Raw genomic sequence first — 14010 nt, 5'->3', positions numbered from 1 at the left:
GTGCTACGGTAAGACCGTCCGAACGGCACGGTCAAGGGAGGAGACGTGGCTAACACCCGACGTCCGGCGAGCCAGCGTTCGACGAGCCAGCGTTCGACGAGAAAGCGGCGCGCCGACGGGGAGGAGTCGCGGCGACGGATCCTGGATGCCGCCGCCGAGATCGCCGGCGAGCGCGGTTACGACGGCACGAGCATCGGCGAGGTGAGCGCCCGCTCCGGGCTGCCGGCCAGCTCGATCTACTGGCACTTCGCCAACAAGGACGAGCTGATCGCCGCGGTCATCGAGCGCAGCTTCGAGCGCTGGCTGGCCGCGGTCGAGCTGCCCGGGCCCGAGGTGGGCGACGCGGGCGAGCGGGTGCGCACGATGGCCGTCGGGCTGGCCAAGGCGCTGCTGGACACGCCGGACTTCCTGCGCCTCGGCCTGATGCTGGCCCTGGAACGCCGGCCGGCCGAGCCGACCGCGCGCACCAAGTTCCTGCAGGTCCGCCAGATCACCAGGGAACGGATCGCCGAGGCGATCCGGGAGCTCACCCCCGAGCTGCCGGAGTCCTCGGTGCGCGCGCTGACCACCTACGCCATGGCCGGGGCCGACGGGCTGTTCATCGCGCACGAGCTGGACGGGGACGACACCGACCTCGTCGCCCTGTTCGAGCTGCACGCCCGGAGCCTGTCCGACGCCACCGCCCGCGAGCTCGACACCCATCGGAGCAACCCATGACCGGACGCATCGACGTACATCAGCACCTCATCCCCGCGCCCTACCGCGAGGCGCTGCGCGAGGCCGGCATCACCGCCGCCGGCGGTCGCCCGATGCCGGACTGGAACCCGGAGGAAGCGCTCGGGCTGATGGACGAGGTGGGCATCGCCGCCGCCGTGGTGTCCGTGTCGACCCCCGGCACCACGTTCGCCGACGATCCCGCCGGGCTGGCCCGGCGGGTCAACGAGTTCGGCGCCGAGCTGGTGGAACGGCACCCGGACCGGTTCGGCCACTTCGCCACGCTGCCCATGCCGGACGTGGCCGCCGCCCGCGCCGAGGCGGTGCACGCGCTGGACGTGCTGCACGCGGACGGGGTGGTGCTGCTGGCCAACAGCCGGGGCGTCTACCTCGGGGCCGAGGGGCAGGACCCGCTGTTCGCCGCGCTGGACGAACGCCGCGCGGTGGTGTTCGTGCACCCCGCCGAACTGCCCGGCCCCGAGGTGCCGGGCATCCTCCCGTTCGCCGCCGACTTCCTGCTGGATACCAGCCGCGCCGCCTACCTGCTGGTCCGCAACGGCGTGGTGCGACGCTTCCCCAACATCCGGTTCGTGCTCTCCCACGCCGGCGGGTTCGTGCCGTACGCGGCGCACCGGATGGCCCTCGGCATGTCCTCCGACACCGGCGCCGACCCGCGCGACATCCTCACCGACCTGCGCGGCTTCTACTTCGACACCGCGCTCTCGGCCACCGCCGCCGCGCTGCCCAGCCTGCTCGCCTTCGCCCGGCCGGAACGGATCGTGTTCGGCAGCGACTGGCCGTTCGCGCCGCCGGCGGCGGTCCACTACTTCGCCGCCGGCCTGGACGAGCACCTCGCGCACACGCCGTTCGGGAACGCGATCGGCGCGGCGATCAACCGGCGGAACGCGGCGGCGCTGTTCCCCCGCCTAATCGACCGCGTGAGCGCAGACCTCTAGCTCCATGCCGTCCGGGTCGCGGAAGAACAGTGACCACTCGCCGCCCAGCCGCTGGATCTCACCGATCTCCGCGCCGGCGGCCACCAGCCGCTCGCGCAGCGCCTCCAGCGTGGCGTGGGAGTCCACGGCCAGGCCGAAGTGGTCGATCGGGCCGCGGCCACCCATCTTGCGGCGCTCCCCGATGATCGTGTCCTCGGCGACCTCGAACACGTTCAGCGCGGCCCCGCCGCCGAGATCGATGATGGCCATTCGCGGGTGGTCGTCGGTCGCGGCCATCTCGAAGGTGACCTTGCCGTCGAACGCCTCGCCGTAGAAGCGGATCAGGCGGTCCAGGTCGGGGGTACAGGTGGCCACGTGGTTGAAGCCGTGTGTGACAGGCATGGCTCGATCCTGGCAGCCGGGCAGGACCGGCGACAGCGGGAAAACCCTAGGCCGGGAGGCCGATGAAGCGGGCCATCCGCTCGGTGGTGTGCGCGAAGAACTCCTCGCTCGGGTCCACGCTGCCGATCAGCTGGCCGAACAGCTCGAAGCTGATCATCCCGAACAGCTGCGTCCAGGCGATCAGCGCCCGCGCCAGCACGGCGTCGGGCAGGCCGGGGGCGGCCATCTCGGCAACCTCGCGCAACTGGGCCCGCAGCACCGGCGAGGCGGGCGGCGGGTCGTCCCCCGCGTCGAGGACGCCGGCGGTCCAGGCGTCGCGGACGATGGCGACCAGCGCGAGCGGGATCCGCGCGGCCGGAGGGACGGTGGTGCGCGGCGCCTGGTAACCGGGCACCGGCGAGCCGTAGATCAGCGCGTACTCGTGCGGGTGGGCCAGCGCCCAGCCCCGGATGGCCGCACACACCGCGCGCCACCGGTCGGCCGGCGGGCCGCCCCGGTCCGCCGCTTCGGCGGCGTCCGCCACCGCCTCGTAGGCCTCCACGATGAGCGCGGTGAGCAGGTCATCCCGGCTGGGGAAGTACCGGTAGAGCGCGGACGAGACCATCCCCAGCTCGCGGGCCACCGCGCGCAGCGAAAGCCCGTTGGCGCCCACGTCGGCCAGCTGCCGGCGAGCCGCGTCGGCGATCTCCCTGGTCAGCTCCGCCCTGGCCCGTTCCCGCACCGTTCGTCCCGCGTTCATGACGGCCAGCATGCCTTACTTGAGAGCACTTCTCAAATTCGAGAGCACTGCTCTTGACGAACGTGCGACCCAATGGTTCACTGCTCTTAAGCGAGAGCGCCGCTCTCGAAAATGAGGAGGAACGATGAACAACACCGAGTCCCGCTACGTCCAGCCCGGCCGGGCCACCGCGGTGTTCAACCGGGTGATCGGCGGACTCACCCGCGCCGGGGTGAGCGTCTGGGGTTCGCGGATCCTGCGGGTGCGCGGGCGCAAGACCGGCGAATGGCGCACCACCCCGGTGAACCTGCTGACCCACGACGGCGTGCGTTACCTGGTGGCACCCCGGGGACAGACCCACTGGGTGCGCAACCTGCGCGTCCAGGGCACCGGCGAGCTGGTCGTGGGCAAGCGGGTGGAGCCGTTCCGCGCCACCGAGATCGCCGACGCGGACAAGGCGGCCGTGCTGCGCGCCTACCTGCGGCGGTGGAAGTTCGAGGTGGGCGTGTTCTTCGACGGCGTCGGGCCGGACGCCTCGGACGAGGAGCTGCTGCGCGTCGCCCCCGGCCACCCGGTCTTCCGGGTGGGGCCTACGGAGTAGCGAACGGGGTGAGCGTGGCGTTGGCCCGCACGCCGCGGAAGTGCCGGCGCCAGATCTCGTAGTAGAGAACCTCTTCCTCGCTGCGCAGTTCCCACGCGTCGGCCGGCGTCTCGCCGACCCAGCCGGCGCCGACCGCGGCGGCCCGTTCCCCGGCCAGCGCGGCGAGCACCGTGCCGGCCCCGGAGCCGTCGCCGAACTGCTCCTTCTTCCGCCAGAGGATCTCCTCCGGCAGCCAGCCGGCGAACGCCTCGCGCAGCACCGCCTTCTCCGGCCGGCCGCCGGTGAGCTGCTTCCACTCCGGCGGCAGCGCCAGCGCGACCCGGATCAGGTCGGTGTCCAGGAAGGGCTCGCGCGCCTCCAGGCCGTAGTACATCGTGGTCCGGTCGCAGCGTTGCAGGTTCAGGTTGTGCAGGCCCTCCAGGTTGCGCACCAGCTCGGCGTGCAGCACGTCCGGCTCGGCGAAGTCCGGGCCGTGCAGGTAGCTGTAGCCGGCGAACAGCTCGTCCGCGCCCTCCCCGGTGAGCACCACCTTCACCTTGCGCGCCGCCGCCCGGGCCAGCAGCAGGTTCGGCACCGAGCTGCGCACCAGCGCCGGGTCGAAGTGCTCGATGACCCCGACCGCCTCCTCCAGCGCCTCCGCCAGATCCTCGGCCGTGACCAGCACCTCGTGGTGCTCGCTGCCGATGAAATCGGCCACCAGCCGGGCGGCCCGCAGGTCGCCGCTGGTCGCGGTGCCGACGGCGAAGCTGGGCAGCACCTCGCCGCGCGCGGCCGCCTCGCGGGCGGCGATGGCGGCCACGATGGCCGAGTCCAGGCCACCGGAGAGGAACACCCCCACCCCGACGTCGCTCATCATCCGCCGGCGCACCGCGGCCACCACCGCGTCGCGCAGCTCCTTGAGCACCGCTTCGTCCCAGTTCTCCTCGCTGGCCCGGTGGGCCGGGCGCACCTCAACCGGGACCGGGTTGGCGTAGCGGACCACGCCGGTGGCCGGCGCCCACAGGCAGCCGGGCGGGAAGAACTCCGCCGCCGGCCGGTCCTCGGCGTCGAAGGCCCGCAGCTCGCTGGCGAACAGGGTCACCCCGTCGCGGCTGAGCCAGTAGAGCGGCTTGACCCCCATCGGGTCGCGCGCGACCAGCCCGGAGCCGTCCTCCCCGGCCATGGCGAAGGCGAACATCCCGTTCAGCTCCTGCACGGCGGCCGGACCGGTGCGCATGACCACGTGCAGCGCGGCCTCGGTGTCGGACTTGGTCCGGACCAGGCCGTCCGGCAGGTCGGCGTTCAGGCTGCGGTAGTTGTAGATCTCCCCGTTGCCCACGATCCAGGTGGTGCCGTCCGGGTCGGCCAGTGGCTGCCGGCCGCCGCTGACGTCCATGATGGACAGCCGCTGGTGGCCCAGCCAGGCCCGGTCGAGGGCGCAAACCCCCGTGTCATCCGGCCCCCGGTGCTGGATCCTGGCCAGCATCCGCTCGCACTGCTCGGTGTCGATGGCTCTGTCACTGGCGCTGTCGGACTCGGCAAAAGCGGCGACAATCCCGCACACATGTGCACCTTTCCTCACCGGCCATCCTCTCATCCGCCGGCCCGCGAGGTCGGGTGAGTGGCGTTACGTCAGGTGCGGCCGCTGAGGGCGAGGATCAACTGCAACGTGGTGGCGCGGTGCAGCAGCGTGTCGCCGTAGAGCTCGCGCAGCTGGGTCATCCGGTAACGCACGGTCTGCGGGTGCACCGTCAGGTCGCGCGCCACGTCCTCCCGCCGCCCCTGGTGCAGAAGCCAGGACAGCAGGGTCTCGGCGAGCCGGCCCGCGGTGGCCGCCGGCAGGTCGTTCAGCGGGGCGAGCACGCGCGCGCGCAGGTCGGCCACCGCCTCCGGGTCGGCGTTAAGCACCAGGTCGGTGAGGTGCCGCTCGGTGTCCACACCACCCGGAGCGGGTCCGTGCATCAGCAGCACCCGCGCGGCCCGGGTGTACGACTGCCGGGCGTGTACCCAGGGCCGGCAGGGACCGACGATGGCCGGCTCGTTGCCCAGTGCCGCCCACACCGTCGACCGGTCGTCCCCGGTATTCGGGACCAACAGGATGCGCACGTGGTCGGGCAGCTGCCGATCCTCGGCGACGTCGGCGGCGAGGGACAGCGTGCGGCCGCCCAACACCCCGGACAACAGCCGGGCACGGTCGGCTCCGACCAGCACGACGGTCAACGTGCGTGGCGGCTCCCATCCCGCGCGCTCGGCGTAGGCGATCAGCTGGTCGACCGGAGCCCCGGCCAGCAGCGCGCGCCCCAACCGCTCGCGCTGCTGCTCGCGGGCCCGGCCGCTCTCGGTCAGCTCGTCACCGTGACCGGCGACGCTGGCCGCCGAGAGCTGGTCGATGTAGGCGAACAACCGCTCGGCGAACCGCACCATCTCTTGCGGAGAGACGTGCTGCTCCACAGCGGTGGTCCCCCACTCCCGCCAGGCCACCCGGGCACCGATCCGGTAGGCCGCCAGCAGCGAGTCGATGCTGCGCCCGGAACGCGCCTCGCCTCGACCCAACGCGTAAGCCCCGTCCAGCGCGATGGCGAGCTCACCGCTCGGCTGCTTGCCGCCGGTGGCGGGCTGCGCCATTCGCAGGAACCCGTCCAGAGCCAGTCGGACGGCGTTGGCAATGTTGGCGGCCATGTTGCCCTGCTGGAGCGGGACGGCGTACTCGGCCACCTCGTGCACCACGGCACCCACCACACTCTGCGCCACAGCGGGCAGCCTGGCGCGCAGCGCCGCGAAGACGATCGGCTGAAACGTCAGCTCCGGTTCGTCATGCGTTCCATCCGTCGACATCAACTGTCCTTTGCGAACAAATTCATCATTAACATCCACACTCGGTGGCCAAGATTTATCTTCACCGCAGCGTCAGACTAGTACTCATGACCGTCATCGACCCGCGCCACGCCAATCCCGGCACGCCCCCGCGGAGTGCGCCGGCGCAGAGGCCGGACGCCGACCCCCACCCCAAGTCCCGGCTCGACCTGATCCTGCTCACGATCTTCATCGTGCTGCCGTTCATCGCGCTGCTCGCCGCGGTCCCGTTGGCCTGGGCCGCCGGGCTGCTCGGCTGGAGCGATGTGCTGATCGGGTCGGTGATGTACGTGGTCACCGTGCTCGGGGTCACCGTCGGGTTCCACCGGTTGTTCACCCACGGTTCCTTCAAGGCCAAGCGCCCGCTGAAGATCGCGCTGGCCGTCGCCGGCAGCCTCTCGCTGGAGATGACCGTGGTGGACTGGGTGGCCACCCACCGCCGCCACCACAAGTTCTCCGACGTCGAGGGCGACCCACACTCTCCATGGCGTTTCGGCACCGGCTGGAAGGCGCTGCTCAAAGGCCTGTTCTTCGCCCACGTCGGCTGGTTGTTCACCACCGAACGCACCAACCGCGCCAAGTACGCCCCCGACCTGCTCGCCGACGCCGACATCGCGCGCATCCACCGCGTCTTCCCCTGGCTGGTGCTCGGTTCGATGATTGGTCCGGCCGTGCTCGGCGGCCTGATCACCTGGTCCTGGATGGGTGCACTCACCGCGTTCTTCTGGGCCAGCCTGGTGCGGGTGGCGCTGGTGCATCACGTGACCTGGTGCATCAACTCCATCTGCCACGTGTGGGGCGACGAGCCGTTCGCCACCCGCGACCGGTCGCGCAACGTGTGGTGGCTGGCCATCCCCTCAGCCGGCGAATCCTGGCACAACCTGCACCACGCCGACCCGACCTGCGCCCGGCACGGCGTGCTACCCGGCCAGATCGACATCTCCGCGCGAGTGATCCGCTGGTTCGAGCAACTGGGTTGGGCCTACGACGTGCGCTGGCCCAACGCGCAGCGACTCGCCGCCAAACAGCGGTAGTCCCGAACCGCTTCGGTGACGGCGTCCAGGTCGGTGCGGTCGTTGTAGTAGTGCAGGGACAGGCGCAAGACACGGCCCCGGGGAGCGGTGACGATCCGCCGGCGGGCCAGCCACTCGGCCAGCGCATCCGGGTCCTCGTCGACCAGCGCCACCTGCGGCCCCCGGCCGGCGTCGTCGGTCGGGCTGGCGACCAGCTCGCCGGCCTCGACCAGCCGCTCGGTCAGCTCCCCGGTCAGCTCGGACACGTGCCGGGCGACCTCGGCCCGGTCCAGGGGTTCCAGCAGGTCGAAGCCGGCGTTGGCGGCGTAGGCCGACGGGACCGGCGGGGTGCCCACCTCGAACCGGCGGGCATCGGAAGGGAAGTCCAGCGTTCGGGGGTCGAAGGCGAACGGGTCGCGGCGGCCGAACCAGCCGGTCAGCTCCGGGTCACGCTGATGCGAAAGGCCGCCCCGGACGTAGAGGAACGCGATGCCGGGCAGCCCGAGCAGGTACTTCAGCGACCCACTGACCAGGTAGTCGCAGCCCAGCTCGCGCACGTCCACCGGCAGCACGCCCACCGCCTGGTAGGCGTCCACGAACACCCGGGCGCCGCGCTCGTGGGCCAGCCGGGCGATCTCCCGCACCGGCGGGCGCGCCCCGTTGCCGTAGCAGGCCAGCGGCACGGAGACCAGGTTCACCCGCTCGTCGATCCGCTCGGCGTAACCGTCCGCGTCCACGGTGGTGCCGTTGTCCCCGGCCACCCGCACCTCGGCGCCCCTCGCGCGCTGGGCCAGCCACACCTGGGCGATGGACGGGAACTCCAGGTCGGTGGTCACCACGCCGGCCCGCCGCGACCAGTCCAGGCTCGAGGCCACCTGGAAGGCCGCCTCGGAGGCGCAGGAGAGCACGGCGACCTCGCCCGGACCGGCGCCGATGAACCGGGCGAAGCGCTCCCGGGCGCGGTCCACCTGGGCCGTCCATTCCGCCCACGGCGCGCCCTTGTCCCGCAGGGAGAAGCCGATCTCCTGCAGCGCGTAGGCCAGCCGGGAGGACAGCGCCCCCTGGCTGCAGCTGGCCAGGTGCACCGTGTCCGCCAGCGCGGGGAACTGAGCGCGGAACCGCGCCGGATCATCGCGCATGCCGCCGACGCTAGGCGGCGATTTCACTGTGGTCAAATCTCTTTAGTGTGACTACCCTCAGGCGATGCACCCCGCCGGGGACCGCCCGAGCACCACCCAGGAGACCGGCCTGCGGCGCGCGCTGACCGGGCGCCAGCTGTCCATGATCGGCCTGGGCGGGGCGATCGGCACCGGGTTGTTCCTCGGGTCCGGGTTGGCCATCTCGCACGCCGGGCCGGCCACTGTCCTGGCCTACGCGGCCTGCGCGCTGGTCGCCTTCGTGCTGGCCTGGGCGCTGGCCGAGATGGTCACCGTGCACCCGGAGGCCGGCTCCTTCGGCGCCGTCGCGCAGCGCTACCTGGGGCCGCTGGCCGGTTTCGTGCAGCGCTGGACCTACTGGACGATCCAGGTCATCGCCATCGGCGGCGAGGTCGTCGCCTGCGGGATCTACCTGCAGTTCTGGTGGCCGCAGCTGCCGCTGTGGCTGCCCGTGGTGGTCTGCTCGGCGGTGGTGCTCGGGGCGAACGCGGCGGCCGTGCGGTTCTTCGGCACGGTGGAGTACTGGCTGGCCATGGTCAAGGTGGTGGCCATCGCGGTGTTCATCCTGCTGGGCGTCGTACTGATCACCGTCGGGCTGCCCCGGTCGCCGGCCACCGGGTTCGGCAACCTCACCGAGCACGGCGGGTGGCTGCCCCACGGGGTCTCCGGGCTGTTCCTGGCCATGGTGTTCGTGCTGTTCAGCTACGTGGGCACCGAGGTCGTCGCGGTCACCGCCGCCGAGTCCGAGAACCCCGCGCGGGACATCCCGCGCGCCGCGCGCCGGATGGTGGTGCGGCTGGTGCTGTTCTACGTGCTGGCCATGGCCGTGGTGCTGACCGTGGTGCCGTGGACCACCACCGCGGCCCGGGGCGGGACCATCGAGGCCAGCCCGTTCGTGCGGGTGTTCGCGGACGCCGGGGTGCCGGCCGCGGCCACCATCACCAACTTCGTGGTGATCACAGCCGCGCTGTCCAGCGCCAACACCAACCTCTACCTGACCACCCGGATGCTGCACTCTCTGGCCCGCGACCGCTACGCCCCGGCCTGGACCGGCCGGGTCTCCCGCGCCGGCGTGCCGCGCAACGCGCTGCTGCTCAGCGCCCTCGGCCTGGCCCTGGCGGCCACCCTGTCGGCCACGGCGGCGGACAGCGCCTACATCGCGCTGTTCGGCGTCTCGGTGTTCGGCGCGCTGGTCGTGTGGATCCTGATCCTGGTCACCCACTGGGCCTTCCGGCGAGCCGGCGCCGATCGGGACGCGCCCGCCCGGCTGTGGGGCGCGCCGTACACCAGCGGGTTGGCCGCGCTGTTCCTGTGCGCGGTGCTGGTCTCCACCGCGTTCATCGAGGGCCTGGAGGCGGCCTGGCTGGCCGGCGTGCCGTTCTTCGCGCTGCTGGTGGTGGTGTTCCTGGTGATGCGCAGGCTCAGGCCGGACTGTTCTCCGCCGGACTCCCGGCCGGAGTGAACACCCCGAGCAACTCGAGGAACCCGTCGCCCAGGTTGGCCACCTGGTGCGGCAGCCCGGCCGGCAGGTAGAAGCAGCAGCCGGGCCCGATCGCGGACACCTCGCCGTCGATCTCCACCTCGCCCCGCCCGGCCAGCACGAAGATCATCTCGCTGTACGGGTGGAAGTGCCGGGGCGTGCGGATCGGCGGGACGTACCCGACGAACTGGGTCACGCCGGAACACCCGGTCTCCGGGCCGAACAGCATGCGGAACTCGCGCTCGCTGACCGCGTCCTCGGCGACCTGGCCGGCCAGGTCGATGGTCGGCCGCCGGGGGCCACACGCCACTCCCGCCCGCTCCGAAGCGGCCACCGAGACGATCACCAGCTCCTCGGCGGCGCTCACCGCGCATGGCTCCTCACCCAGGCGCAGCGCGGCGACCTGGGCATTCAGCGGGTGATCGGTGCCGCCGGCGGTGAGGGTGCCCCGGCCGGACAGCACGTACAGCGTCTCCAGGCGATCTACGCCCGGCCCGGCCAGCTCGGCCTCGCCGGTGAGCCGGTAGACCGACTGGCGCAGCCCGGTGGCCGGGTCCTCGTGCACGGCGTGCACCGTGAGGCCGCCCCTCGACGGGCCCGGCGCGGACCGCCAGTGCCGCACCCGGCTCATTCCACGACCACCGAGAGCTTCACCTCGGCGGTGTAGAGCAGCCGCACCGGACAGCTGCGCTCGGCCTGTTCGGCCAGCTCACGGACCACCTCCGCGGCGACCCCGGGCACCCGGGCGACGCAGCTCAGCTCGATGGTCGGGATGCGGAACCCTTCCTCGGTGCCCACCAGGTGCACGGTGGCCCGCGCGTCGATGCGCTCGGCCGGGGTGGACCGCTCCTCGCACAGGTTGGCCAGCGACATGGCGAAACAGCCGGCCAGGGCGGCGCCGAGGAGCTCCTCCGGGTTGGTGGACGGGCCTTCCGAAACCCGGCTGCGCAGGCTGAACGGCAGCGACACCTCGCCGAGGTCCAGGATGCCCTCACCGGCGGACGCGGTCCCCCGCCACGCGGCGCTCGCGGTCTTCCGGATGCGCGTCACCGGACCCCCTCCGCTTGTGAAGTTTGTTTAGTGTAGTTGAAATCAGTAGCTGGGCGGGGTGATGGAGAGCAGGAAGCGGACCGGCTTGGCGGTCTCGTTCAGGTAGCGGTGCGGGGACCGGGAGTCGAAGGTCGCGCTGTCCCCCGCGCGCAGCTCGTGCCGGGCGCCGTCCACCTCGGCCACCAACCGGCCGGTGAGCACCACCACGCACTCCTCGGACGGGTGGCTCCACGGCTCCTCGGAGGACGCCGCCCCCGGTTCCAACTGCCCCTCCAGCACCTCGATCTTGCCCGTGCCGGCGGAAAGCCGCTGGTAGGTGATGCCCCCGTGCGGCGAGCGCACGAACATCCGCGCGTCCTTGCGCACCACCGCCACCCGCTCGCCGTCCGCCTCGGCAAACAGGCCGAACAGCGGGGTTTCCAGGGCCATCGCGATGCGCCGCAGCGTCTCCAGGCTGGGGTCGCTGATCCCCCGTTCGACCTGGCTGATCAGGCCCACCGAGACGCCGGCCGCCCGGGCGAGCTCGGTGACCGTCATCGCGCGCGCGGTCCGGAGATCGCGGATACGTGGCCCAATCACGCGCCCGACAGTAACCCCGGCGCCTAGCCCAACCGGACAGGCAGGCCCTGGCGCATCCGGGGCAGACCCCGCCAGGTGATCCCCGGGGCGTGCCCGGGGGCAAGCCGCCAGGTCGACCGGCGCAGCAGCCGGTGCATCACGGCCTTCATCTGGGTGAACGCGAAGTGGGTGCCGATGCACGCGTGCACCCCGCCGCCGAAGGGGATCCACAGGTACTCGTGCGCGGTGTGTTCCATGCGGTGCGGGGCGAACCGGTCCGGGTCGAACCGCTCGGGTTCGGCCCAGTACTCGGGCAGGCGGTGGTTCAGGTACGGGGAGACCACGACCACCGACCCGCGCGGGATGTGGAAGCCCAGCAGGTCGACGTCGTCGACCGCGGTGTGCGGCAGCGCGTACACCGGCGGGACCAGGCGCAACGACTCCCGCGCCACCAGGTCCAGCGAGGTCAGCCGGGCCAGCTCGTCCTGGCCGGGCTCGTCCACGCCGAGGGCCAACGACTCGCGCCGGCACCGCTCCTGCCAGTCCGGGTTCTCCGCCAGGTGCCGGATCATGGTCAGCAAGTTCATCGCCACCGGGTCGTAGGACGCCATCAGCAGGAAGATCATGTGGTTCACGATGTCCTCGTCGCTGAACATGGCGCCGTCCTCGGTGCGCGCCCGGCAGAGCACGGCGAACAGGTCCGAACCGCCCCGCGCGCGCACCACCGGGATCCGCTCGCGGAACAGCTCCTCCAGGCGGCGCCGGCCGGCCAGCCCGCGCGCCCACCGCCCGCCGGGCACCGGGAAGCGCAGGATCGCGCCGGTGGCCCCGGTGCAGGCGAGGAACGCCCGCTCGATCGCGGTGGCCTCGGCGCCGAGCCCGCCGCCCATGAACACCCGCACCCCGGCGCGCAGCGTGGTCGCCCGCACGAACTCCTGCGCCCGCGGCGTCGTCCCCGGCGCCCACGCCGGCAGGTCCTGCTCGAGCACCGCGTACATCTGCTCGAGGTAGCCGTCCACCCGGTCCCGGGTGAACGCCTGGGCCAGCAGCTGCCGGTGCTGGGCGTGCTCGTCGAAGTCCAGCAGCATCAGGCCCCGGTCGAAGAACGGCCCGATCCAGGTGGTCCAGGCGGGGCCGTTGGCGAAGTCCCGGTGGTTGCGGCCGAGCACCGCCTCGGCCTCCTTGGGCCCCACCGCCAGCACCGAGTACTTCCCGATCAGCGTGAACCGGGAAACTGGCCCGTACTTCTGGTACCGCCGCGTGTAGAACTCGGGCGGGTCGACCAACAACCGCGCGGTGTGTCCCACGATCGGCGGGCCCGCCGTCCCAGGCACCGACTCCAGCGCCATCGCCCCTCTACCTCAGCCAGTCTCCACTCCGAGGCCGCGACTTCCCCCGCGCGGCCGGCGCCCCTGCCGTCCCCCGTTGCCTGTGCAACATCCTATCTCTGACGTACCCACGCGGCGTCAGCTGACGGTCGCGGCGACGGCGTTCTCGTTCCTAACGTCCACCCCATGAGAGTCAACAAGGTGCTCGCCCTGGTGTTGGGCCTGGCGGCGGCGACCACGGTGATCACCGTGACCACCGGGTGTGCCGGCGCGCGGGTGGCCGGGCCGGCCGGCGGGAAGCCGACGGTCGTGCTGCTCAGCGGGGCGTTCGAGGACGGTTCCTCCTGGGGCAAGGTGACCCGGCAGCTGCAGGCCGACGGCTACCCGGTGCTAGTGCCGGCGGTGCCGCTGCGCGGGGTGGCCACGGACATCGCCGCCGTCGCCGGCCAGGTGCAGGCGGTGCCCGGGCCGAAGGTGCTGGTCGGGCACTCCTACGGCGGCCTGCTGGTGAGTGGGCTGGCCGGCCAGCTGCCGGACGTGACTGCGCTGGTCTACGTGGCCGCCTTCATCCCGGAGGCGGGCGAGACGGCCGGGCAGCTCAACTCGAGCTTCCCCGGCTCGCTGATCGGCCCGGCCACCACGCACACCGTGGCCGGCCCGGACGGGCCGGAGGTCCTGGTCAACCCGGCCAGCTACCGGGAGATCTTCAACGCCGGCGCCGATCCCGCCGACGCGGCCGCCGAAGCCGCCGCGCAGCGCCCGATCCGAGCCGCCGCGTTCGACGAGAAGGTCACCGCCGCCGCGCCGGCCGCCACGCCCAAGTACGCCGTGGTGGCCACCGAGGACAAGGCGATCTCCCCGGACGCGGAGCGGTTCCAGGCCCAGCGGGCCAAGGCGGTGGTCACCGAGGTGCGTGCCCCGCACGCCGTCCCGGCGGCCGACCCGGACGCGGTCACCAAGGTGATCCGCCACGCGTCGGAACCGAGGCCCTAGATCAGGACCACCGAGCGGAGGACCTCGCCGCGTTCCATGCGGTGGAAGGCCTGCTCGACCTCGCCCAACCCGATGGTCTCGGACACGAACTTCTCCAACGGCAACCGCCCCTGCAAATGCAAATCCACCAACATCGGGAAATCCCGCGACGGTAGACAGTCCCCATACCACGACGACTTCGTCGCCCCACCCCGACCGAACACATCGATCAACGGCAACTCAACCGTCA

Annotated in this window: 15 protein-coding genes and 1 pseudogene; 6 read left to right on the top strand and 10 right to left on the bottom strand. The window is 72.1% G+C overall.

Translation table 11 applies throughout. The features are described from left to right. Window positions 1–45: 45 nt before the first annotated feature. Window positions 46–717 (top strand): TetR family transcriptional regulator, encoded by a 672-nt coding sequence (locus ABEB12_RS22460; protein ID WP_185060041.1) that lies wholly within the window; start codon window positions 46–48, stop codon window positions 715–717. Beyond that, window positions 714–1670, top strand: a complete 957-nt coding sequence (locus ABEB12_RS22455) for an amidohydrolase family protein (protein ID WP_185060040.1) — start codon at window positions 714–716, stop codon at window positions 1668–1670. The genes ABEB12_RS22460 and ABEB12_RS22455 overlap by 4 nt, the downstream gene beginning before the upstream one ends. Here ABEB12_RS22455 and ABEB12_RS22450 read toward each other — a convergent pair. Both ABEB12_RS22450 and ABEB12_RS22445 read right to left on the bottom strand, forming a co-directional pair. Further along, window positions 1641–2051: a VOC family protein gene (locus ABEB12_RS22450; RefSeq protein ID WP_185060039.1), complete on the bottom strand. Its 411-nt coding sequence runs from the start codon at window positions 2049–2051 to the stop codon at window positions 1641–1643. The two genes, ABEB12_RS22455 and ABEB12_RS22450, sit on opposite strands and share 30 nt — an antisense overlap. 46 nt (window positions 2052–2097) lie before the next feature. Then, a complete protein-coding gene (locus tag ABEB12_RS22445; protein WP_185060038.1) occupies window positions 2098–2790 on the bottom strand; it encodes a WHG domain-containing protein in 693 nt (230 codons plus the stop codon). A gap of 124 nt (window positions 2791–2914) precedes the next feature. On the opposite strand from ABEB12_RS22445, the gene ABEB12_RS22440 reads away from it, so the two are divergent. Further along, a complete protein-coding gene (locus ABEB12_RS22440; protein WP_185060037.1) occupies window positions 2915–3370 on the top strand; it encodes a nitroreductase family deazaflavin-dependent oxidoreductase in 456 nt (151 codons plus the stop codon). Here the strand turns inward: ABEB12_RS22440 and asnB are convergent. Further along, window positions 3360–4913, bottom strand: a complete 1554-nt coding sequence (gene asnB, locus ABEB12_RS22435) for an asparagine synthase (glutamine-hydrolyzing) (RefSeq protein ID WP_345703047.1) — start codon at window positions 4911–4913, stop codon at window positions 3360–3362. The two genes, ABEB12_RS22440 and asnB, sit on opposite strands and share 11 nt — an antisense overlap. A 68-nt stretch (window positions 4914–4981) precedes the next feature. Next, window positions 4982–6184: a helix-turn-helix domain-containing protein gene (locus ABEB12_RS22430; protein WP_185060035.1), complete on the bottom strand. Its 1203-nt coding sequence runs from the start codon at window positions 6182–6184 to the stop codon at window positions 4982–4984. Between the two features lie 86 nt (window positions 6185–6270). Here ABEB12_RS22430 and ABEB12_RS22425 point away from each other — a divergent pair, with 86 nt between their 5' ends. After that, window positions 6271–7236 (top strand): fatty acid desaturase, encoded by a 966-nt coding sequence (locus ABEB12_RS22425; RefSeq protein WP_185060034.1) that lies wholly within the window; start codon window positions 6271–6273, stop codon window positions 7234–7236. Here the strand turns inward: ABEB12_RS22425 and ABEB12_RS22420 are convergent. Continuing rightward, window positions 7185–8354, bottom strand: a complete 1170-nt coding sequence (locus ABEB12_RS22420) for an aminotransferase class V-fold PLP-dependent enzyme (protein WP_185060033.1) — start codon at window positions 8352–8354, stop codon at window positions 7185–7187. The genes ABEB12_RS22425 and ABEB12_RS22420 overlap by 52 nt on opposite strands. Window positions 8355–8418: 64 nt before the next feature. On the opposite strand from ABEB12_RS22420, the gene ABEB12_RS22415 reads away from it, so the two are divergent. After that, on the top strand, window positions 8419–9834 hold the full coding sequence (locus tag ABEB12_RS22415) for an amino acid permease (protein ID WP_185060032.1): 1416 nt from the start codon (window positions 8419–8421) through the stop codon (window positions 9832–9834). Here the strand turns inward: ABEB12_RS22415 and ABEB12_RS22410 are convergent. From ABEB12_RS22410 to ABEB12_RS22395, 4 genes are read right to left on the bottom strand one after another with little or no spacing between them, the layout of a single operon-like run. Then, window positions 9794–10483, bottom strand: a complete 690-nt coding sequence (locus ABEB12_RS22410; RefSeq protein ID WP_185060031.1) for a cupin domain-containing protein — start codon at window positions 10481–10483, stop codon at window positions 9794–9796. The two genes, ABEB12_RS22415 and ABEB12_RS22410, sit on opposite strands and share 41 nt — an antisense overlap. Beyond that, window positions 10480–10902, bottom strand: a complete 423-nt coding sequence (locus ABEB12_RS22405) for an OsmC family peroxiredoxin (protein WP_185060030.1) — start codon at window positions 10900–10902, stop codon at window positions 10480–10482. The genes ABEB12_RS22410 and ABEB12_RS22405 overlap by 4 nt, the downstream gene beginning before the upstream one ends. A 42-nt stretch (window positions 10903–10944) precedes the next feature. Then, window positions 10945–11481 (bottom strand): cupin domain-containing protein, encoded by a 537-nt coding sequence (locus ABEB12_RS22400; protein WP_185060029.1) that lies wholly within the window; start codon window positions 11479–11481, stop codon window positions 10945–10947. Between the two features lie 23 nt (window positions 11482–11504). Beyond that, a complete protein-coding gene (locus ABEB12_RS22395) occupies window positions 11505–12809 on the bottom strand; it encodes a cytochrome P450 (RefSeq protein ID WP_185060028.1) in 1305 nt (434 codons plus the stop codon). Window positions 12810–12974: 165 nt separating this feature from the next. On the opposite strand from ABEB12_RS22395, the gene ABEB12_RS22390 reads away from it, so the two are divergent. Further along, entirely contained in the window at window positions 12975–13781 is an 807-nt protein-coding gene (locus tag ABEB12_RS22390) for an alpha/beta fold hydrolase (RefSeq protein ID WP_185060027.1), read from the top strand. On the opposite strand, the pseudogene ABEB12_RS22385 reads toward ABEB12_RS22390, so the two are convergent. After that, a pseudogene (locus ABEB12_RS22385) lies at window positions 13778–14010 on the bottom strand (S-(hydroxymethyl)mycothiol dehydrogenase); the annotation flags it as partial. The gene ABEB12_RS22390 and the pseudogene ABEB12_RS22385 sit on opposite strands and share 4 nt — an antisense overlap.

The organism is Actinospineispora eucalypti (assembly GCF_039543365.1).
Taxonomy (GTDB): Bacteria; Actinomycetota; Actinomycetes; order Mycobacteriales; family Pseudonocardiaceae; genus Pseudonocardia; species Pseudonocardia eucalypti.
The sequence above is the reverse complement of the archived record's forward strand: the minus strand, read 5'-3'. Positions and strand labels throughout refer to the sequence as shown.

Coding starts and splice junctions, on each gene's coding strand:
- ABEB12_RS22390 (WP_185060027.1), top strand. CDS start 12,975: ATGAGAGTCAACAAGGTGCTCGCCCTGGTGTTGGGCCTGGCGGCGGCG.
- ABEB12_RS22455 (WP_185060040.1), top strand. CDS start 714: ATGACCGGACGCATCGACGTACATCAGCACCTCATCCCCGCGCCCTAC.
- ABEB12_RS22430 (WP_185060035.1), bottom strand. CDS start 6,184: ATGTCGACGGATGGAACGCATGACGAACCGGAGCTGACGTTTCAGCCG.
- ABEB12_RS22415 (WP_185060032.1), top strand. CDS start 8,419: ATGCACCCCGCCGGGGACCGCCCGAGCACCACCCAGGAGACCGGCCTG.
- ABEB12_RS22445 (WP_185060038.1), bottom strand. CDS start 2,790: ATGAACGCGGGACGAACGGTGCGGGAACGGGCCAGGGCGGAGCTGACC.
- ABEB12_RS22395 (WP_185060028.1), bottom strand. CDS start 12,809: ATGGCGCTGGAGTCGGTGCCTGGGACGGCGGGCCCGCCGATCGTGGGA.
- ABEB12_RS22440 (WP_185060037.1), top strand. CDS start 2,915: ATGAACAACACCGAGTCCCGCTACGTCCAGCCCGGCCGGGCCACCGCG.
- ABEB12_RS22420 (WP_185060033.1), bottom strand. CDS start 8,354: ATGCGCGATGATCCGGCGCGGTTCCGCGCTCAGTTCCCCGCGCTGGCG.
- ABEB12_RS22425 (WP_185060034.1), top strand. CDS start 6,271: ATGACCGTCATCGACCCGCGCCACGCCAATCCCGGCACGCCCCCGCGG.
- ABEB12_RS22450 (WP_185060039.1), bottom strand. CDS start 2,051: ATGCCTGTCACACACGGCTTCAACCACGTGGCCACCTGTACCCCCGAC.
- ABEB12_RS22410 (WP_185060031.1), bottom strand. CDS start 10,483: ATGAGCCGGGTGCGGCACTGGCGGTCCGCGCCGGGCCCGTCGAGGGGC.